The sequence below is a fragment of the Streptomyces sp. NEAU-YJ-81 genome (assembly GCF_017592595.1).
Classification (GTDB): Bacteria; Actinomycetota; Actinomycetes; order Streptomycetales; family Streptomycetaceae; genus Streptomyces; species Streptomyces hygroscopicus_B.
On record NZ_JAGFNO010000004.1, the window covers coordinates 322008 to 340410 of the forward strand.

Consider the following 18403-nt stretch of genomic DNA (forward strand, 5'->3'; position numbering starts at 1 on the left):
CGGGGGTCACCCAAAGCGTGAGGCCAACCGGTGATACAGGCCGGGGGCCACGGCGCGGGCCACCGCGGGCAGCCGCATCCAGGCCGGTACGTACACCTCGTCCCGCCCACGCTCGACGGCGTCCCAGACCGCGTCGGCGACCCGCTCGGGCGGCAGCGGACGCGGCAGCCGGCGGGCGTAGGGGGCGCCGCGCCTGGCGAAGAACGGGGTGTCCACCACGCCGGGGACCACATGGGTGACCCGCACCCCGGCCCGGGTCAGCTCGTAGCGCAGGGCGTCGGCGAACACGCCGAGCGCCGCCTTGGCCGCGGAGTACACCGCCTCGCCGCGCACCCCGACAGTCCCGGCCACCGAGCCGATCAGCACGATGTGTCCCCGCCGCTCGGCCTCCATCCGGGGGACGACCATGCGCACCAGGCGCATCGCGGCGAGCAGATCGACGCGGATCACCTGGTCGATGGCGGCGGGCGGCATGGTGGCGAAGGGGCCGGCCCAGCCCACGCCCGCACCCGCGACCAGCAGATCCACCCGTCCGGCGGCACGGAGGGCGTCCTGGACGAGCGCCTCCGGGCCCTCCGGCGCGGCCAGGTCGACGGGGAAGGCGAGCGCCGATGTCCTGGCGGCCACGCGGTCGAGCCGTTCCCGGTGGCGGCCGCTGACCAGCAGCCGCCAGCCGCCCTCGGCCGCGATCCGGTCGGCGATGGCGGCGCCGATGCCCGAGGAGGCACCGGTCACCAGCGCGACCCTGGTCCCGGTGGTGGCGGCGTACCCGGTGTCCCGCACGTGGCCGCGATCGAGGGGTGCGTCCGGGAGGGGGCGGATCATGGCATCTCCCTGTCTCGCCGCCGACCGGCCGCTGGCCCTGGGTCACCGGCCGTCGGGCGCGCGGTTTGACGGCGTGCGGAGCGGATACCTCCAGTGAGCCATGAGGAGCCGCGCCTCGCACCATCGGAGGTGGTCATGCACCAGCCGTCGGCACGTTTTCTCGTTGTGAGCGCCGGGATGGGGGCCGGACACGACGCGGTCGCCGCCGAGCTGGTGCGCAGGCTGGAGGACCTGGGCCAGGGGGCCGGCCGGGTGGATGTGCTGGAGTTGCTGCCACACCGGATCGGGGCGGGGCTGCGTTCGTTCTATCGGACGACCATCCGCCGTGCCCCGGTGGTGTACGAGGGCATCTACCGGGCGTTCTTCCGCCCCGGCAGAGGCCCCCGGCCGGGCAGCGCCCCGCTGGCCGCGCTCGCCGAGGACCGGCTGCTGGCGCTGGTGGAGCGGGAGCGGCCGGACGTCGTCGTGCCGGTGTTCCATCTGGCCGCGCAGCTGACCGGCAGGCTCCGGGCGCGCGGGGCCCTGGGGGTGCCCAGCGCGGTCGTGGTGACCGATTTCGCGGTGCACCGCCAGTGGCTGCACCCGGGCAACGATCTGCATCTGTGTGTCACCCCGGAGGCCGCGGACACGGTGCGCCGGGCGCTGGGCCGTCCGTCGGTGGCCACCGGACCCGTGGTGGCGCCGCGCTTCTTCGCCCCGGCGCCGGGGGCGGCGCGGTGGCGGCGGCATTTGTGTGCGCTCGCGCCCGGGAGGCCGCCGGTGCTGCTGTCCGTGGGAGCGTGGGGCGCCGGGACACGGGTGGTGGACACGGCGCGGCTGGTGGCCGGGGCGGGGTATCTGCCGGTGGTGCTGTGCGGCCGGGACGAGCGGCTGCGCGCCGAGCTGTCGCGCCGGCCGGATGTGGCGGCCTTCGGCTGGGAACGGGACATGCCCGGTCTGCTGGCCGCCGTACGGGCCGTGGTGGACAACGCGGCCGGTCAGACCGCACTGGAGGCGCTGGCCACCGGGGTGCCCGTGATCGGCTACCGCCCCATCCCGGGCCATGGCCGCGAGGGCGTCCGGCGGATGGCCGCGCTGGGGCTCTCGGACCATGCGCGGGACTCGTGGGAGCTGCTGCGGCTGCTCGACGCGCTCACCGAGCCCTCCGCGTGGCGGGAGCGCCGTATCGCGGCGGGCCGCCGGCTGTTCGCCGACGACGCCGCCGTCCGGCTGACCGGGGCGGTCGCGCGGACGGCGGCGTCGGGCTGAGCCCGTCGAAGGCTGGGCTGCTTCGAAGCCGCTGCGCTGTGCGAAGGGTGCGGGGAGGCTGCGCCCTTCGGATTTCGGCCCTCGGGGCCCCTAGCCCGCCTTCTTGACGAACTCGGTGGTGTAGGTCTTCTTCAGATCCACCGTGGCGTTCTTCAGGTTGGGGTTGAACGCCTTGAGGACGCGCTCGACCGTCGCCGGGCCGTCCGCCGGCATCACCCCGTCCTTGGTGAACATCGGCAGGGTGCTCTTGATGGCCTCCACGTAGAGCTTCGCACCGCCCTGCGCGTAGTCGCTCGGCATCTTGGCGGCGATGTCCTCGGCCGAGTGGGTGGACATCCACTTCAGGGTCTTCACGAAGGCGTTGGCCATCTTCTGCACCGTGTCCTTGTGGCCGTTCACCCAGTCGGTGTTCATGTAGAGCGAGGAGGAGGGGTACAGACCGCCGAGCGCCTGCTTGGATCCCTCGGGTGTGCGCATGTCGATCAGGACCTTGCCGATCTTCTGGTCCACGATCTGGGCGACCGTGGGATCGGTCGTCATACCGCCCTGGATGGAGCCCTGCTTGAGGGCCGAGATGAAGGTCTGGCCCGCGCCGACCGCCACCGGGGTGAACTCGCTGGTCTTCACGCCGCTGTCGACCGCGAGGTACTTGGTCAGGAAGTCCGTGGAGGAGCCCAGACCGGTGACACCGAGCTTCTTGCCCTTGAAGTCCTTGGGGGACGCCATCTCGTCCGCCGCCTTGTTGGACACCACCTCGACCTCACCGGGGGCCTGGGCGAGCTGGACGACGGACTCCACCTGCTTGCCCTTGACCTGCAGATCGAGGGTGTGGTCGTAGAAGCCGACGACGCCCTGGACATCGCCCGCGATCAGTGAGGTGGTGGCCTGCACCCCGGCGGGCTCGGTGAGCAACTGGACCTCGAGGCCCTCCGCCTTGAAGTAGCCGAGCCGCTGGGTGAGCATCGCGGGCATGTAGATGACCTTGTCCAGGCCACCCACCATGATCTTGACCTTGCCGTTCTCGCCGCCGGAGCTGGAGTCACCGCCGCAGGCGGTGAGGCTGGTCAGAGCGAGCGCCGCGGCGACCGCGGCCGCGGAGAACTTGGCACTGCTGCGCATGGGTCACGTCCTTGTGAGCGGTGATGAGCTGGGAAGAAGAAGGCGGGGGCTCAGCGGTCTTCGCCGGGCTGGGCGGGCTTCCAGCGGAAGAGCCGCTTCTCCAGGAAGGTCAGCAGCCCCTCGGCGAGCAGGGCCACCACGGCGAGGATCACCATGGCGGCGTACACACCGGCGGCGTTGAAGGTGCCCTGCGAGGAGGACACCAGCAGGCCGAGCCCCTTGGTGGCGCCGATGTACTCGCCGACGATGGCGCCGATCAGGGCGAAACCGAAGCTGACATGGAGGCTGGTGAAGATCCACGAGGTGGCGGAGGGGATCACCACCTGGAGGGTGACCTGGCGGTTGCTCGCGCCGAGGATCCGGGAGTTGGCCACCAGGTTGCGGTCGACCTCCCGGGCGCCCTGGAAGGCGTTGAAGAAGACGGGGAAGAAGACCAGGACGACGGCCGAGGCGACCTTCGAGGCCGGGCCGAGGCCGAACCAGATCAGGAAGATGGGCGCGAGGACGATGCGCGGCAGCGCGTTGAGCACCTTGATGTACGGGCCGAGCACATCGGCGAGGAAGGCGACCCGGCCGAACGCGATCCCCAGGACCACACCGGCCACGACGCCGATGCCCCAGCCCAGGAGCGCCTCGTAGAGCGTGTACCAGATCTGCTCCCACAGCGAGCCCTGCGCGGTGCCGTGCAGCGCCCACTGCTTGAGCTGGTCCCAGATCTTGGAGGGCATCGAGAAGTTGAAGGGGTCGATGACGGCGGCGCGGGCCAGCCATTCCCACAGCCCGATGACACCGAGGAGCACCAGTGCGCGGCTGGTCTGGACGAGGATCGCGCGGTTGCGGGCGGCGCGTGCCCGGGCCCTGGTGCGCGTACCGGGTGTCTTGTCGAGGGCGGGCGCGGCCGTGGCGGACATGGTCTCAGGCATCGACGGCACCCCTCTCACGGGTGATGCGGACCTCTTCGCCGAGCGAGGACCAGATCTCCCGGTAGATCTCCACGAACCGCGGCTCCAGCCGCACCGACTCGACCTTGCGGGGCCGGGGCAGATCGATCTCGAAGACCTCCTTGACGGTGGCCGGTCCGGCCGTCATCACGACGACCTTGTCGGCCAGGGCGATGGACTCCTCCAGGTCGTGGGTGACGAAGACGACGCAGGCGCCGGTCCCCGCCCACAGCTCCAGCAGCTCGTCCGACATCAGCGCACGGGTCTGCACATCGAGCGCCGAGAACGGCTCGTCCATGAGCAGGATCTCGGGGTCGTTGACGAAGGTCGACGCGAGCGCCACGCGTTTGCGCTGACCGCCCGACAGCTGATGCGGATAGCGGTCCTCGAAGGAGGAGAGGCCGACCCGGGCCAGCCACTCACGGGCCCGTTCCTTCGCCTCCTGCTTGGGCACACCGCGAAAACGCGGGCCGGCCATCACATTCGACAGCACGCTGCGCCAGGGGAACACCGCGTCCTGCTGGAAGACGAAGCCGACGTTGGAGGCGATGCCGCGGACCGGTTCACCGGCCACCAGGACCTCGCCCTCGGTGGGCTCCTCCAACCCGCTGACCAGCGTCAGTGTCGTGGACTTTCCGCAACCGGTGGGCCCGACGACGGCGACGAACTCACCGTGCCCAACCGTCAGGTCGAGATCCCTGACCGCGGTGTGGAGGGCCCCGGACGGTGTCCGGAACGCCTTGCTCGTTCCCCGCAGCTCGATGGCGGGGCTGGTGTGGCTGCTCATGGCCGGGAGGCTAGAAGTGACCTGGGCCACAGCGGCAGTCTTCTGGGCACAACCCGCTGTTGCGCCCACAAACCGCGTTCTGCTCGTTTTGCTCGCGCCCTGGCAACGAAAACGCCACGGAGACTGGGCATACGCCCCGGGCGCCTTTACGGTGCGTTCACAGCACCATAAACGGACGAAGTACTACCGCTCGCGCATGGGACCACACGGGATGAGCGAGACGGGAGACAGGGGGCCCATCATGCGCATCCGATGGCCCCGGCGTGTCTCCGGCCAGGTGCTCGCCGCGCAGCTTTCCATCACCGCCGGGGTGATGGTGCTGGCGACCGCGCTGTTCCTGGCCCCGCTCAGCTCCGAGATCGACAACCAGGCGATGCACCAGGCGCTCGCCATCGCCCAGACCACCGCGGCCGATCCGGACATCGCGCGGGACCTCGCCGCCACCGAGCCCACCCCCTCGGGTCCGGTGCAGCGGGCGGCCGAACGGATCCGCCGGGCCACCGGAGCGCTGTACATCGTGGTGATGGACTCCCGGGGTGTGCGCTGGTCGCACACCACCACCGCCCGGATCGGCGAACACGTCTCCACCGATCCGGGCGAGGCGCTCTCGGGCCGGGAGGTCCTGCAGATCGACGTGGGGACGCTCGGCCGCTCGGCCCGCGCCAAGGTGCCGCTGCACTCCGGGGACGGACGGATCGTCGGGGCGGTGTCGGTGGGCATCGGCTACGGCAGCGTGCGCGACCAGCTGCTGGCGGCGGTGCCCCGGCTGCTGCTGTACGCGGGGGCGGCGCTCGGGGTGGGTGTCCTGGCGGCGATCGCCGTCTCGCGCCAACTGCGCCGCCGTACGCACGGTGTCGCGTTCGCCGACATCTCGGCGCTGCTGGACGAGCGGGAGGCGATGCTGCACGGCATCCGCGAAGGCGTCGTGGCCTTCGACCGGCACGGCCGGATCCGCCTGATCAACGACGAGGCCGGGCGGCTGCTCGGGATCCGCCCGGACGCCACCGGGCGCACCCTGGAGGAGTCACTGCCACCGGGCCGTACCACCGATGTGCTGGCGGGGCGGGTGGACGGGGCGGATCTGCTGACGGTCAGCGGCGCCCGGGTGCTGGTGGCCAACCGTATGCCGACCGAGGACGGCGGGGCGGTGGCGACCCTGCGCGACCGCACCGAGCTGGAGTTGCTGGGCCGCGAGCTGGACAGCACCCGCGGGCTGCTGGACGCGCTGCGCGCCCAGGACCACGAACACGCCAACCGGCTGCACACCCTGCTGGGGCTGCTGGAGCTTGGACTGCACGAACGCGCGGCACAGTTCGTGGCCGAGCTCACCAACGCCCGGCGTGCCTCGGCCGAGCAGATCTCCGAACGGGTGCACGATCCGCTGCTGTCGGCGCTGCTGGTCGGCAAGTCGGCCATCGTGGCCGAGCGCGGCGTGGCTCTGCGTATCTCGCCCGCGACCCTGCTGCCCGGGCGGGTGGTCGATCCGCGCGATCTGGTGACCGTGCTCGGCAACCTCGTCGACAACGCGCTGGACGCGGTGGCCGCACACCCCTCCCCCACCCCGTTCATCGAGGTCGAGTTGAGGGCCGAGGGCACCACCGCCGTACTGCGGGTGAGCGACACCGGTCCGGGGGTGCCACCGGGGATGCGCGAACAGATCTTCACCGAGGGCTGGTCCACCAAGCGGCCCGCCCGCCCCGGCTCCCGGGACGCCCGACCCGATGCCCATGAGGGGTTCGCCACGGTGTCGCCGCGCGGCCGGGGCATCGGACTGGCCCTGGTACGGCGGCTGGCCGAGCGATACGGGGGCATGGCCCGGGTCACCGCCCGGGCGGGTGGCGGGGCGGTGTTCACCGTCGTCCTGCCCGAGGCCCTCACCGGGGACGACACACCCACTCATGAGTTCACCGCAGCAGGAGAGTCACGATGATTGACGTTCTTGTCGTGGACGACGACTTCCACGTCGCCGAGATCAACGCCGCGTATGTGGCCCAGGTGCCCGGCTACCGGGTCACCGCCCGCGCCCATACCGCCGCCCAGGCCCTCGCGACCCTCGAACGCACCCCGGTCGACCTCGTCCTGCTCGACCACTATCTGCCGGACGAGACCGGGCTGACCCTGGTGCGGCGGATGCGCCAGCTCGGCCACCACGCCGACGTCATCATGGTGACGGCCGCCTGTGATGTGGCCACCGTCCAGGCCGCCATGCGCCATGGCGCACTGCAGTACCTGGTCAAGCCGTTCAGCTTCGCCGGGCTGCGGGCCAAGCTGGACGGCTACGCGGGGCTGCGCCGCACCCTCGAAGGCGTCGGCGGGCGCGGCGAGACCGGCCAGGAGAGGGTGGACCGGATCTTCGGCGCCTTCGCAGCCGCCGACACTTCCGGCCCCGCCCTCCCCAAAGGCCACTCCGCGCCCACCGTCGACCTCATACGGCGGGTCCTGGACCAGGCCGACCAGCCGCTCTCCGCCCACGAAGTGGCGGAGCGCACCGGTATCAGCCGCTCCACGGCCCAGCGCTATCTGAAGTACCTCGAACATGCGGGCCGCATCAGCCTCACCCTCAAGTACGGGGACACCGGCCGTCCCGAACACCGCTACACATGGGTGGCGGTGAACTGACGGCACCCTCAGCTGGTGGCCGAGGCCTCGTACAGGCCACGGCCGGAACGCTGGGCCCGGTCCGAGGAACGCAGCCGCTCGAGGGTGTTGCGCACCGAGTTCACATTGGTGCGGGTCTCGTCGCGGCCCAGGGCATCGTTGACCTCGGAGGCCCGCATGGGACGGCCGGCCTTGCGCAGCGCGGCCAGCACGCTGTCGGCGAGCCCCGTGGAGCGCTCGGAGGTGGCGACCGTCTCCTTGGTGGCCTTCTCCGCAGCCTTGGTGGCCTTCTCCGCCGGCTTCTCGGCGGCGACCTTGGTGGCCTTGGCGGGCTTCGCGGTGGCCTTGGTGGTGGCCTTGGTAGTGGCCTTCACCGTGGCCTTGGTGGCCTTGGGAGCCTTCGCCACGGCCTTCGCGGCGGTCTTCTTGGCGGCGGCGGTCTTCTTGCCCGCCGTCTTGGTGGCCCGTCCGGTGGCCGGTGCCTTGGCCGCCTTGCCCCTGCTGCGCTGACGGCCGATGGCCGCCTTGCGCGTGGCGGCGGAGGTACGGCCGGTGGAGGCCGTGTCCTCGGCGGACTCCGGCTCGGTCTCGGCCGTGGCCTCGGTGGCCGGCTCCGCGGCCGGCTCGGCCGGGGTGGCCTCGGCCACGGGCTTCGCCACCGCCACCGGGGCGCCGTCCACGGCCTGCTCCGACACCGTGGCGATGGAGAGCGTCTGCAGGCTGCTCAGGGCGGTGCTGACCGCCTCCAGCCGCTTGGTGACGGCCTCCAAATCACCCTTGAGTGCCTCCTGTTGCTTCTGCAGTTGAGGGAGTTCGGCCTCCAGTACCTCAATGGTCGAACCCACACTGCTGTCCGCGCTCAACGCGTTCACTTCACTTCGTCCCCTTTCTGGGCGTCTGCGCCCATCGCAGCTGTGATTATGCCTGCTGTTCAGACGGTGCGGTGCCCTGTGTGCCACTACGCAAAACAACCACACGTGTCTCAGCACCCCTTGAGAGGCCAACTTTCGGTGAAAACACACGCCTGTCACACCGCGACCGCACCGCCGATGTCATCCGGAAGGGTGGCGCCGCAAACGCGGTGACGACGTGTCAGGCCCCAGTTTTCGGGGTGGCTTCACACGGGTGGTAGAAACACCGTACCCGTCCGAGGAAACAGAGGTAGTCCCATGAAGCTGCGCTGCGCCGTGCTCGACGACTATCAGGACGCGGCGCTGTCGGCGGCCGACTGGTCCGGTGTGCTCGACGCGGTGGACGTAGTGCCGGTCCATGAGTACATCGCCGATGAGGACGCGGTGGCCGAGGCGATCGGGGACTGCGAGATCGTGGTCATCATGCGGGAGCGCACGCCCTTCCCCGCATCGCTGTTCGCCCGGCTCCCACGGCTGAGGCTGCTGGTGACCACGGGGATGCGCAACGCGTCGGTCGACCTGGAAGCCGCCGCCCGCCATGGTGTCACCGTGTGCGGCACGGGCGGCGGCTCGCAACCGACCACCGAGCTCACCTGGGCGCTGATCCTGGGGCTCGCCCGCCATGTGGTGCCGGAGAGCACGGCGCTGCGGGACGGCGGCCCATGGCAGAGCACCGTCGGCACCGATCTGTACGGCCGCCGTCTGGGGTTGCTGGGGCTGGGACGGATCGGCGCCCAGGTGGCGCGGGTCGGCCGGGCCTTCGGCATGGAGGTGGCCGCCTGGAGCGAGAATCTGACGGCCGAGCGCGCGGAGGCGGAGGGGGTGCGGCCGGCCGGCTCCAAGGAGGAGCTGTTGGAGACCAGCGACATCGTCTCGGTGCATCTGGTGCTCAGCGACCGCACCCGGGGGCTGCTGGGCGCGGCGGAACTGAGGCGGATGCGTCCCACGGCGCTTCTGGTGAACACCTCCCGCGCGGCGATCGTGGACCAGGCGGCGCTCGCGGAGGCGCTGCGGGACGGCTGGATCGCGGGCGCGGCGGTCGATGTGTTCGAACGGGAGCCGCTGCCGCCGGGCGATCCGTTCCGTACCCTGCCGAATCTGCTGGCCACCCCGCACCTCGGCTATGTCACCCGAGGCAACTACGAGCGGTTCTACGGCGATGTGGTGGAGGACATCCGCGCCTATCTGGAGGGTGCGCCGATGCGCCGGCTGAGCCCGCCCGCCTGACCGCTCCCGAGCGGCATCCTCCGGTTCCGCCCCGCTCCGGCACCCGCGGGGACCGGCGGCCGGGCCAGGGCGCGATTCGACCGCGAGCGGCGTCAAAGGGGCTTATCCCAGGGCACGTTGGGCCCATCGGTGGCCCGGCCGCCCTCGTTCGAACCTCCCACCCCGAATCACCGGTCGTCTTCCCGGGCTGAAAGCGACGCATGCCCTCCGCCCGGTGGACACTATTCCGTTTCGCCTTCGTCATACCGGACAGGCTGCCTGGCACGGACAACCCATCGGCCCGCACAACAGACCGGTGCCCGGTCCACCGACCCGGCACCGCGGACGGAGGGAACGTGGCTCACAGCACACCCGGAATGCCGGCAACCGACAGGGCATCGGCCGGGCAGGACGCCCTGCGGCACGGCGACGGCGGCGGCGGATCGGGAACACCGCCACCGACCCGGCGCGGCATGCTCTCGGTGGCCGCGGCGGCCGGGATCGGCCTGCTCGCCGGCTGCGGTGAGGAGTCGGCCGGTTCGCCCTCCGGAGCGGGCCCGCAAGGCTCCGGCAAGGCGGAGCGCTCCCCGTCCGCCACCCCGTCCGCCACTCCATCAAAGAGTTCCGCCTCCCCCACCCCGAAGCCGCGGCCGGAGCTGCCCCGGGGCGGCCGGGACCTGTCCCGCTACCGCCTGGTGGGCTACTGCGGACTGCCCGGCGCCGCCGCGCTCGGCCGGCTCGGCATCGGGGACCTCGACGACCAGGTGCGTCAGATCGAGAAGACCGCCCGCGCCTACGCGGCGGACCGCGAACCGCAACCGGTACTCGAACTCCTCGCGACCGTCGCCAACAGCAGCGCGGGCCCCGACGGCACCTACCGCTCGCGCACCTCCCCCGACACGATCCGCCGCTTCCACGACGCGGCCAAGCGCCATCGCGCCCTGCTGCTGCTGAACATCCAGCCGGGCCGGGCGTCGGTACTCGGCGAGGTCAAGGCGTTGCGCGAATGGCTCGTCCATCCCGATGTCGGCATAGCCCTGGACCCGGAGTGGGAGATGGGTCCGGGCGAGGTTCCGGGGGACACCTACGGCCACACCAGCGGCAAGGAGCTCACCGATGTGGCCCGCTATCTCTCCGGGATCATCGACGAACACGATCTGCCGCAGAAGCCGCTGGTCTTCCACCAGGTGGCCGTGTCCGTCGTCAGCGAGCAGTCCGCGCTGCGCCCGCAGCCCGGTGTGGTGGTCATCAAGAGCGCGGACGGCATCGGATCGCCGGGGATGAAGCGGGACACCTGGCGGCAGTTGGTCAAGGACCAGCCCGAGGGCGTGCGCACCGGCTTCAAGCTCTTCTACGAGGAGGACGCCGAGGGGAGCCGGCTGATGACCCCGGAAGAGGTGCTGGCCCTGCGGCCACGCCCGGATTACGTCATGTTCGAGTGAGAGCGGCGGCGCGCGCCACCGACGCGGCCGCCCCCGGCCGGAAGGCGGCCGGGGGCGGCTGGGAGAGGGACGCTCAGGGGCGTGGCGCCGTCTGCACGGTGAGTGGTTCATGGCTGGTGACGTCGCCGGAGCCGCGGCGGGTGAAGCGCATGGCGACACAGGCACCCACGTACAGCACCGCCACGACCAGCAGCAGCGCCTGATAGCCCGTGAGCAGGGCCAGATACTCCAGGGTGCCGCCGAACAGGGAGCCCAGCAGGTTGGCGCCGAAGGCCGCCGTGGGGTCGGAGGTCGCCGCCAGCCGGTCGGAGAAGATGAGGTTGGCGCAGAAGATGGGGGCGAAGGCCAGCGCGATCGCGGCGGCCAGCCGAGGGGCGAAGGGCAGTCCCAGCACCAGATGGGACGGGATCAGCCAGGCGATCGCGAGGCTGGCGAAGAGCATCAGCTGCAGCACGAGCTGATTGACCCGGCGCAGCCTGCGCCGGACCTCCACCGCGCACAGCACGGCGACCAGCACCCCCGCGAAGACCATGGCGTTGACCAGCCACGTGGTGCCGAAGTAGAGGGCGAAGCCGATCACGTTCTTGGTCTCCAGCAGCATGAACGCCGCGCCGAGCAGGAACATGTCGACATAGCGGGCGGTGCGCCGCAGCCGGACCCCGGTCAGCCGTACGGACACCAGGGTCACCAGCAGGATCGCGCCCAGGACCCCGATGTAGAGGGTGGGGATGGTGCGGTGCAGCAGATACGGGAACGGATGGTCGTCACTGGCGGCCGGGGGCACCGGGCCCGAGGGGCGCCAGGCGGAGGCGGTGCATGACTGGTTGCTCGAGGTGACACCGGCCACCAGGATGGCCGCCTTCTTGCCTCCGTAGTGGGTGATGCAGGGGGCGTGTCCGAAGACGGAGGTGAGCGTGGAGCCGAACCGGTCGATGAGCCAGTTCTGCCGGTAGTAGTTGTACATGGCGAACGCGCCGCCGGGGGCGAGGTGGCGGTGAGCCGCCTCGAATGCCTGCCGGGTGAACAGATAGCTCTCCAGGCGCAGGTTGCTGGCGCCCGAGACCAGGGTCAGGGAGTCCGGCAGGGCGAGGACGACCAGGTCGTAGCGGGTTTTGGTGCGTTCGAGGAAGGCCCGGCCGTCGTTGATGTGCACGTGCACCCGGGGGTTGGCGTAGGGCCGGGCCGGGTGCAGTGACGCACCGATCTCCTGCAGCCGGGGGTCGATCTCCACCGCGTCCACCCGCTGGGCGCCGTGGGCGAGCGCCATCGCCACGTCGTTGCCGTTGCCGGCGCCGATGACCAGCACCCGGCGGTGGGAGTTCCTCGGGGTTTCGCGGTAGGGCTGCTCGTACGGGGAGCCCGGGCGTCCGAGCACCTTGAGCGGTGCGATGGACTGGTGCGGTACGCCATTGGCGGAGATCTTGTAGTCCCGGCTGCCGGAGGTCGGCCTGGTCACCTCGATCTTGTAGTACGGGGACCAGGAGATGCCGCTGGCCGCCGTCTCCAGCGCCAGGACGGCCACCATCAAGGCGAGCGGGACCGTATACCGGATGGTGTTGCGGCGGCCGCCGAGGGTCAGCAATGCCACCGCGGCGAGCACGCCCCACACCACCGACGGTGCGCGCAGCCAGGACAGCAGCGCGAAGGACACCGAGCCGGTGAGCGAGCCGAGCAGGTCGTAGCGGTAAGCCTCCAGCGAGGGCAGCTGACGGAACTGATCGGCCGTCATCTTCCCGATCGCCATCATGATCAGCGCGGTCAGTCCGAAGAGCACCGGCAGGGTCACCCACTGGGGCAGACCGGTGGTCTTCACGGCGGTGAAGTAGATGACCTCGCCGCTGGTCTGCCGCACCTGCACGGGGAACTCGCGCACCAAGACGACGAGAACGGCGAGCGGGACGGGCGCCCAGCGAGTGAGCCACTTCCCGCGGCCGGCGGGCATGAGGAATCCCAGGCCGATCCCGAGGAACGAGCCCAAGAGGATGAAGTTCGAGAAATAGCTCAGATGGACGATATTGGCGCCGGTCCACCGGATCAGCGCGAGCTCGACGAAGAGCATGGTGGCGCTGGCCAGCAGCAGCCTCGCGCGCACGTTTTGCGGTCCTGGGCTGTGCTCCATGTCGGCCACGCTGTCATCCGCGACGGGGCAGGTCGAGCACCCACACGGCCCGTGCCGTCGGCCGGATGGCGGGCATCCGGAGCAGCGGGAAGCGGCCCCGGCCACTCGCCTTCCGTCCGCGCGCCACCTCGCCACCTCTCCCCTACCGAGGTCATTCGCGCAGGTCAGCCGGGTGGCATGGGGTGCGGTGCACCGGCCGCGCGGTGTGTGGTGGCCACGCCGCGGCACGTGGCCCGGGCCCGCTGCCCGGGTCACCGCCGTACGGCGTTCGGGTCATGGTCCGGGCGGTGTCCGTCACCTGCCCGGGCCAACGCCGGACGCCCGCGCGGAGGAGGCGGAAGGAATCCGCGGAGCGGGGCGGTGCCGCGAGCGCACGGTGAGAACCGTCGCCGCGGCCACGGTGGCGGCGAGTACGCCCCAGGAGATGAGGTCGCCCGTGCGGGAGTAGGGGTGGGCGAGCCATGGGTGGGAACGTCGGCGTACCAGATGCCCGAGTCGGTGGTGGTGTCCTTCGTGGACAGCAGCCGTCCGGTGGCGTCGTGGGCCCCGGACTGGCCGTTGAAGTCCTGCCGGACCAGCGCGTAGCCGTTCTCGATCGCGCGCGGCCCGGCCATGGCGGTGTGGGTGCGCCCCATCTCGGGCCAGTCCCCGCCGGGAACGAAGACGATGTCGGCGTCGATGTGGGTGGCTGCCGGGAAGTCGGCGTCGTAGCAGATGAGGTTCGCCAGCCGGCCGTACGGGGTGTCGATGACGGGGACGCGGCCATCGCCGGGCGTGTAGATCTCGAGCCCGGGAATGGGCCGTGCCTTTTCGTAGCCCCACAGCTTTGTGCCATCCGGGCCGAAGAGATGCGTCTCGTCCCTGCCGTGGGGGGCGTCCGGCAGATACGTCAGATCGGCCACCAGGAGATGGACGTTGTTCGCCTCCGCTGCCGCCGACGCCTGCCGCAGGTACGCGCCGTGGTCTTCGTCGGCCACCCGCGCGGCGTTCTCCGACCAGACGACGATCCGCGCGCCGGCCGCGGCCGCCCGGCGGTCTGGTGGAAAAGGTCGCCCAGGAGCGGCCCCGCGGCCCGGCGCACATCGGCCCGGTCCACCGGCACCTGGTCGCTCGTTCACGGACTGAGCACACTTCTGCTCGACGAACGGCTCGGCACGCGGACGCGCGCCGAGGCCGGTGCCCTGGTGGAGACGGTCGTACGCACCATGCTGGGCACCGGCCCCGAACGGCCGGACGGGTAATCCGGGGCCGGGTGAACACCGCTTCGGTCAGCGCGCGTTCACCCGATCGTTCACCCGGTCAGCTCCCCGCGGTGGCGAAGAAGGGCTTGCACACGGTGCCCACGTAGTCCGTGGCGATCTCCAGCACACGGCTGCCGTCCGCCGAGGGCAGCAGCGCCGAGCTGTAGTTGGGGCACCAGTCGACCACCTTGGAGTCCACCCGCACCGGTGCGGGGATCGAACGCCACGCCCCGGTGCCACCGTTGCTGTTGGTCCACACGGTGGCACCGCTGCCGGCGGCGGTGCTGCCGTCGGCGTTGTTCAGGACCTGGCCGATGAGGAACAGCTTGCCCCGGGGGTTGCCGGCCTCGGGGGCCCAGGCGAGGTTCGGCGTATGGGTGAAGTACTTGCCGTCGGCGGTTTCGGGACGGTAGCCGAGGTGAGCGGGGTCGCCCCAGTTCCAGCCGTCCTGCGAGGTCCGGTAGTGGACCACGCATGAGTACTGCCCCTGGGCGGCGCAGATCTCGTATGCCATGAAGTACTGCCCGTCGGGGAGCTTGCGCACGATGGGCATACCGGGCCGGTCGGAGGCGAGGTTGCTGGCGACGGTGGCGTGGTGCCCCTCCCAGGTGATCCCGTCCGCGCTGCGGGCGGCGATCAGCTTCTGGCTGTGGGCGGGGTCGGTCTCGTCCGAGTAGTGGGCCACCAGGCGCCCACTGGAATCGATGGAGAACTCCGGCTCCCACAGCCCCTTGGTGCTGGGCGCGGTGGCCACGGTGGACAGATAGGACCAGGTACGGCCCTGGTCATTGCTGCGGAAGACGCGGATGGCCATCCGGCGGTCCGGCTCGTCCTGGCCGATGGAGGCGGACCACAGCAGGGTCCCGGCGGGCATGCCGCCGACCGCCTGCGGCAGTTCGTACAAGGTGGCGCAGCATTCGCCCTGTCCGCCCGACGCCTCGGGGTCGGCCACCTCGCCCACCTGGCGGAAGGTGGCGCCGTCGTCGGTGCTCTCGTAGATGGCGCCGATCCCGTCCGAGCCGCGGAAGGTGACCACCGAAGCGAGGACGCGGCCGTTGGCGGCGCCGTTGTGCGCGAGCCGCAGGGCGCGGGGGTAGAGGCCGGTGCCGTCGCGCAGCAGGGTGCCGGAGGCGGCCGCGGCCGGGGGCGCCTGGACGGCCAGGAGCGAGCCCAGGACGGTCAGGAGAGTCAGCAGAGTGGGCAGGAGGTGTCTTCGGTACAGCGTGGTCATGCACGCTCCCTCGGGAGGAGTGGTGGAGGGGGAAGAGCGGCCCGGGCCGTGCGTGGCGCAACGTTAAAGAGAATTTCCAACGTTGTAAATCCCTTGCGCACGCTTCCGCGAGGGCCGAGCGGGGCCTGACGAGAGCCAAGCCGGGCCGAGGTCGGCACGCGCTTCCGCCCCGTTACGCCGTGTCGTAACGGGGCGGACGGGGTGGCTGGGGCAGCCGGGTCAGTGCTCCTGGGCGGTGGGGCGCACCATGATCTCGTTGACGGCGGCATGCGCGGGCTGGACGACCATGAAGGCGATCGCGCGGGCGATGTCCTCGGGGTGCAGCCAGGACTCGCGCGCCATGCCGCGTGCGACGGAGGCCGTCCTGTTGCCGGCGGTCATCTCGGTGACGGTCATGCCCGGCTCGACCAGCCCCACCCGGACACCGCGGGCGGTCACCTCCTGGCGCATGGCCTCGCTGAAGGCGCCCACCGCGTGTTTGGTGGCCGAGTAGACGCTGTTGCCGGGCCGCGCCACCCGGCCGCCCACCGAGCTGACGTTCACCAGGTCCGCCACCCCGCGCGGGCCGTCGGACGCCGTCCGCAGCAGATGCGGCAGCGCCTGCCGGGAGGTGTGCAGTACGGCCTCGACGTTGAGGTCGATCATCCGCTCCCATGCCTCGGGGTCGCTCTCCTCGACCGTGCCGGTGGCCACATAGCCGGCGTTGTTCACCAGCACATCGAGCCGTCCGCACTGCTCCGCCGCGTCCTCGACGCACTGACGGGCCTGCGCCGCGCTCCGCAGATCGGCGGTGAGGACGGCGCAGGAGCGGCCCTCCTTCCGGAGGGTGGCGGCCAGGTCCTCCAGCCGATCGGTGCGCCGGGCCACCAGTGCGAGATCGGCTCCCTGCCGGGCCAGCGCCAGGGCGGTGGCCGCTCCGATGCCGCTGGACGCGCCGGTCACCAGCGCCGCGCAGCCCGACAGCGGGCCGTCGGGGGGCGCGGCGTTTCCGGTCTGCCGGTCGTTCCCGGTGTTCATGTCCGTCACCCTGGCTCCCTGGTCTCGCGGGGGTGGGGAGGCCACGGGGCCGCGTGGCCCGGGCCGTACGTCGGGTACCCCGGCGGAGGCCGCCCATCGTCGCGTTTCTCCTTTCACGCCTCCTTTCCGACCAGCGGGAGGGGCCGGGGGGGACGGACCAGGGGCGCCTCAGGGGCGAAGGTGGCAGCGTCGCGGATGGTCGGAGGCCCCGGCTTGCGGGTCTTGTCGCCGCCGAAGGCCAGTCCGCTGTTGCAGTCCTCGCGCTTGGCCCAGACGCTCGCCCCGCCGAGACGCGCGCCCCGCCCAGACGCTCGCTCAGCCGGTCCAGGGGGTGGACCTGGCGGGACCGAACAGCAGGGGATGGCGCTCGAAGTCATCGAGGGACATGGGTGACTCCTCATGGGTGGTGCCGGATGCCGCATGGGTGGTGCCGGATGTCCGCCGATCCCTGCCCCGCCGCTCCCCGCCGGCACACGAGCCGGAACCTCCCCAATGCCTCCCCTTCTGCACACGACCGGCGTATGCCTGTAGGCCGTTGGAGTCCCGCTGCTGTCCAGCCTGAGCACCCTGCCGCCGGGTCGCGGAGACGATCTGTTCCTGAACCCTCATACCGCTGCCGCCGCGACGGCGCTCGACCGCCGAGTCCACCCCATCCGCCCCACTCGCCCAGGGAGCCGAGTTCATGCCCCAGTACTTCCGCGACTCGCCCGAGTCTCTCGTTCCCGACGCGCTCGCGGGCTTCTCCGCCGCCCATGCCGATCTCGTCGCCTACCACCCCGACCACGGATACTTCCGCACCCGCCACTGCGCACCCACCCGCCGCGTCGGGCTGGTCTCGGGAGGCGGTTCCGGCCATGAACCCCTGCACTCCGGCTTCCTCGGTACGGGGATGCTGGACGCCTCCTGCCCTGGACGGATCTTCGCCTCGCCCCACAACCGGCAGATCTTCGAGGCCAGCCGGGCCGTCGCCCGGCCCGATGGCGTGCTGCACATCGTCAAGAACTACACCGGTGACCGCATCAACTTCAGCATCGCCGCCGAGCGCCTCGCCCACGAGGGCATCCGCTGCGCACGTGTCCTCATCGACGACGACATCGCCAGCGACTCCGAGGACATCGCGGTCGGCCGACGCGGCACCGGCGCCACCCTGATCATCGAGAAGATCCTCGGGGCCGCCGCAGACGAGGGGCGCGGCCTGGAGGACCTGATCGCCCTCGGCACCGATGTGACCCGACGGGCCCGCAGCCTCGCCGTCGCCTCGGCCGCCCACAACACGCCGGCCTCCGGGGCACCGGCCTTCGGCCTGCCCGACAACGTCCTGGAGTTCGGGGTCGGCATCCACGGCGAGCGGGCCGAGGGGACCACCCCGCACGCACCGCTCGGCAAGCTGGTCGAGACCATGACGGACCAGCTGCTGGCCGCGCTGCCCGACACCGCCGGGACACGGGTGCTCGCCCTGGTCAACGGGCTGGGCTCGATCACCTCGCTGGAGCTGTACGGCATCCGCCACGCGGTCGCCAAGGCCCTCGACGACCGCGGTGTCGGCCTCGACCGGTCCCTGACCGGCACCTTCGTAAGCGCCCTGGACATGCGGGGCTTCTCGCTGACCCTGTTCGCCACCGACGCGGAGGCGCTGCGGCTGTGGGACGCCCCCGCCCACACCCCCGCCTGGCCCCTGTGATCCCGTCCGGCCCCATCGACCCGCCACTGACCCCGCC

The 18403-nt window shown here is 71.4% G+C and carries 16 protein-coding genes and 1 pseudogene; 7 read left to right on the forward strand and 10 right to left on the reverse strand.

Annotated elements, in window-relative coordinates:
- Positions 1-6 precede the first annotated feature (6 nt).
- On the reverse strand, positions 7-825 hold the full coding sequence (locus tag J5X86_RS12640; RefSeq protein ID WP_208516836.1) for an SDR family oxidoreductase: 819 nt from the start codon (positions 823-825) through the stop codon (positions 7-9).
- 135 nt (positions 826-960) lie between these two features.
- Here J5X86_RS12640 and J5X86_RS12645 point away from each other — a divergent pair, with 135 nt between their 5' ends.
- Positions 961-2073 carry a galactosyldiacylglycerol synthase gene (locus J5X86_RS12645; RefSeq protein ID WP_208516837.1) on the forward strand — a complete coding sequence of 371 codons (1113 nt, stop codon included), beginning with the start codon at positions 961-963 and terminating at the stop codon, positions 2071-2073.
- A gap of 90 nt (positions 2074-2163) precedes the next feature.
- Here J5X86_RS12645 and J5X86_RS12650 read toward each other — a convergent pair whose 3' ends face one another.
- Genes J5X86_RS12650 through J5X86_RS12660 form a run of 3 tightly spaced genes read right to left on the reverse strand, consistent with a single transcriptional unit; the run spans position 2164 to position 4920 of the window.
- Positions 2164-3192, reverse strand: a complete 1029-nt coding sequence (locus tag J5X86_RS12650; RefSeq protein WP_208516838.1) for an ABC transporter substrate-binding protein — start codon at positions 3190-3192, stop codon at positions 2164-2166.
- A gap of 50 nt (positions 3193-3242) precedes the next feature.
- Positions 3243-4115 (reverse strand): ABC transporter permease, encoded by an 873-nt coding sequence (locus J5X86_RS12655; RefSeq protein WP_078638423.1) that lies wholly within the window; start codon positions 4113-4115, stop codon positions 3243-3245.
- On the reverse strand, positions 4108-4920 hold the full coding sequence (locus tag J5X86_RS12660; protein ID WP_119984461.1) for an ABC transporter ATP-binding protein: 813 nt from the start codon (positions 4918-4920) through the stop codon (positions 4108-4110). Before J5X86_RS12660 ends, J5X86_RS12655 begins: the two co-directional genes overlap by 8 nt.
- Before the next feature lie 241 nt (positions 4921-5161).
- Here J5X86_RS12660 and J5X86_RS12665 point away from each other — a divergent pair, with 241 nt between their 5' ends.
- Positions 5162-6850 carry a sensor histidine kinase gene (locus J5X86_RS12665; protein ID WP_208516839.1) on the forward strand — a complete coding sequence of 563 codons (1689 nt, stop codon included), beginning with the start codon at positions 5162-5164 and terminating at the stop codon, positions 6848-6850.
- Entirely contained in the window at positions 6847-7539 is a 693-nt protein-coding gene (locus J5X86_RS12670) for a response regulator (protein WP_014058093.1), read from the forward strand. The genes J5X86_RS12665 and J5X86_RS12670 overlap by 4 nt, the downstream gene beginning before the upstream one ends.
- An 8-nt stretch (positions 7540-7547) precedes the next feature.
- Here J5X86_RS12670 and J5X86_RS12675 read toward each other — a convergent pair whose 3' ends face one another.
- Positions 7548-8390 (reverse strand): prephenate dehydrogenase, encoded by an 843-nt coding sequence (locus J5X86_RS12675; protein WP_208516840.1) that lies wholly within the window; start codon positions 8388-8390, stop codon positions 7548-7550.
- Between the two features lie 297 nt (positions 8391-8687).
- Between J5X86_RS12675 and J5X86_RS12680 the strand changes: the two genes are divergently transcribed.
- Together J5X86_RS12680 and J5X86_RS12685 are read left to right on the forward strand one after the other, a co-directional pair.
- A complete protein-coding gene (locus tag J5X86_RS12680; protein ID WP_208516841.1) occupies positions 8688-9656 on the forward strand; it encodes a D-2-hydroxyacid dehydrogenase family protein in 969 nt (322 codons plus the stop codon).
- 356 nt (positions 9657-10012) lie between these two features.
- Complete coding sequence (locus tag J5X86_RS12685) at positions 10013-11077, forward strand: hypothetical protein (protein WP_243980157.1); 1065 nt, start codon at positions 10013-10015, stop codon at positions 11075-11077.
- A gap of 73 nt (positions 11078-11150) precedes the next feature.
- Here J5X86_RS12685 and J5X86_RS12690 read toward each other — a convergent pair whose 3' ends face one another.
- Positions 11151-13169 carry a spermidine synthase gene (locus J5X86_RS12690; RefSeq protein WP_308124526.1) on the reverse strand — a complete coding sequence of 673 codons (2019 nt, stop codon included), beginning with the start codon at positions 13167-13169 and terminating at the stop codon, positions 11151-11153.
- A gap of 278 nt (positions 13170-13447) precedes the next feature.
- Positions 13448-14173 carry a carbon-nitrogen hydrolase family protein gene (locus tag J5X86_RS12695; RefSeq protein ID WP_308124527.1) on the reverse strand — a complete coding sequence of 242 codons (726 nt, stop codon included), beginning with the start codon at positions 14171-14173 and terminating at the stop codon, positions 13448-13450.
- On the opposite strand from J5X86_RS12695, the gene J5X86_RS50625 reads away from it, so the two are divergent.
- A complete protein-coding gene (locus J5X86_RS50625; protein WP_243980160.1) occupies positions 14156-14437 on the forward strand; it encodes a hypothetical protein in 282 nt (93 codons plus the stop codon). The genes J5X86_RS12695 and J5X86_RS50625 overlap by 18 nt on opposite strands.
- 58 nt (positions 14438-14495) lie before the next feature.
- Here J5X86_RS50625 and J5X86_RS12700 read toward each other — a convergent pair whose 3' ends face one another.
- The 3 genes and pseudogenes from J5X86_RS12700 to J5X86_RS50630 form a co-directional block, all read right to left on the reverse strand.
- Positions 14496-15668, reverse strand: a complete 1173-nt coding sequence (locus tag J5X86_RS12700) for a sialidase family protein (RefSeq protein ID WP_208516845.1) — start codon at positions 15666-15668, stop codon at positions 14496-14498.
- A 219-nt stretch (positions 15669-15887) separates the two neighbouring features.
- A complete protein-coding gene (locus tag J5X86_RS12705; protein ID WP_208517016.1) occupies positions 15888-16685 on the reverse strand; it encodes an SDR family oxidoreductase in 798 nt (265 codons plus the stop codon).
- Positions 16686-16897: 212 nt separating this feature from the next.
- A pseudogene (locus tag J5X86_RS50630) lies at positions 16898-17072 on the reverse strand (aminocyclopropane-1-carboxylate deaminase/D-cysteine desulfhydrase family protein); the annotation flags it as partial.
- Between the two features lie 295 nt (positions 17073-17367).
- Here J5X86_RS50630 and J5X86_RS12710 point away from each other — a divergent pair.
- Complete coding sequence (locus J5X86_RS12710; protein WP_208516846.1) at positions 17368-18366, forward strand: dihydroxyacetone kinase subunit DhaK; 999 nt, start codon at positions 17368-17370, stop codon at positions 18364-18366.
- The last annotated feature ends 37 nt before the right edge of the window (positions 18367-18403 follow it).

Excerpts from the sequence above, each read along its gene's own strand:
- J5X86_RS12640 (WP_208516836.1), bottom strand. The coding sequence starts at position 825 with ATGATCCGCCCCCTCCCGGACGCACCCCTCGATCGCGGCCACGTGCGG.
- J5X86_RS12645 (WP_208516837.1), top strand. The coding sequence starts at position 961 with ATGCACCAGCCGTCGGCACGTTTTCTCGTTGTGAGCGCCGGGATGGGG.
- J5X86_RS12650 (WP_208516838.1), bottom strand. The coding sequence starts at position 3,192 with ATGCGCAGCAGTGCCAAGTTCTCCGCGGCCGCGGTCGCCGCGGCGCTC.
- J5X86_RS12655 (WP_078638423.1), bottom strand. The coding sequence starts at position 4,115 with ATGCCTGAGACCATGTCCGCCACGGCCGCGCCCGCCCTCGACAAGACA.
- J5X86_RS12660 (WP_119984461.1), bottom strand. The coding sequence starts at position 4,920 with ATGAGCAGCCACACCAGCCCCGCCATCGAGCTGCGGGGAACGAGCAAG.
- J5X86_RS12665 (WP_208516839.1), top strand. The coding sequence starts at position 5,162 with ATGCGCATCCGATGGCCCCGGCGTGTCTCCGGCCAGGTGCTCGCCGCG.
- J5X86_RS12670 (WP_014058093.1), top strand. The coding sequence starts at position 6,847 with ATGATTGACGTTCTTGTCGTGGACGACGACTTCCACGTCGCCGAGATC.
- J5X86_RS12680 (WP_208516841.1), top strand. The coding sequence starts at position 8,688 with ATGAAGCTGCGCTGCGCCGTGCTCGACGACTATCAGGACGCGGCGCTG.
- J5X86_RS12685 (WP_243980157.1), top strand. The coding sequence starts at position 10,013 with ATGCCGGCAACCGACAGGGCATCGGCCGGGCAGGACGCCCTGCGGCAC.
- J5X86_RS12700 (WP_208516845.1), bottom strand. The coding sequence starts at position 15,668 with ATGACCACGCTGTACCGAAGACACCTCCTGCCCACTCTGCTGACTCTC.
- J5X86_RS12705 (WP_208517016.1), bottom strand. The coding sequence starts at position 16,685 with ATGAACACCGGGAACGACCGGCAGACCGGAAACGCCGCGCCCCCCGAC.
- J5X86_RS12710 (WP_208516846.1), top strand. The coding sequence starts at position 17,368 with ATGCCCCAGTACTTCCGCGACTCGCCCGAGTCTCTCGTTCCCGACGCG.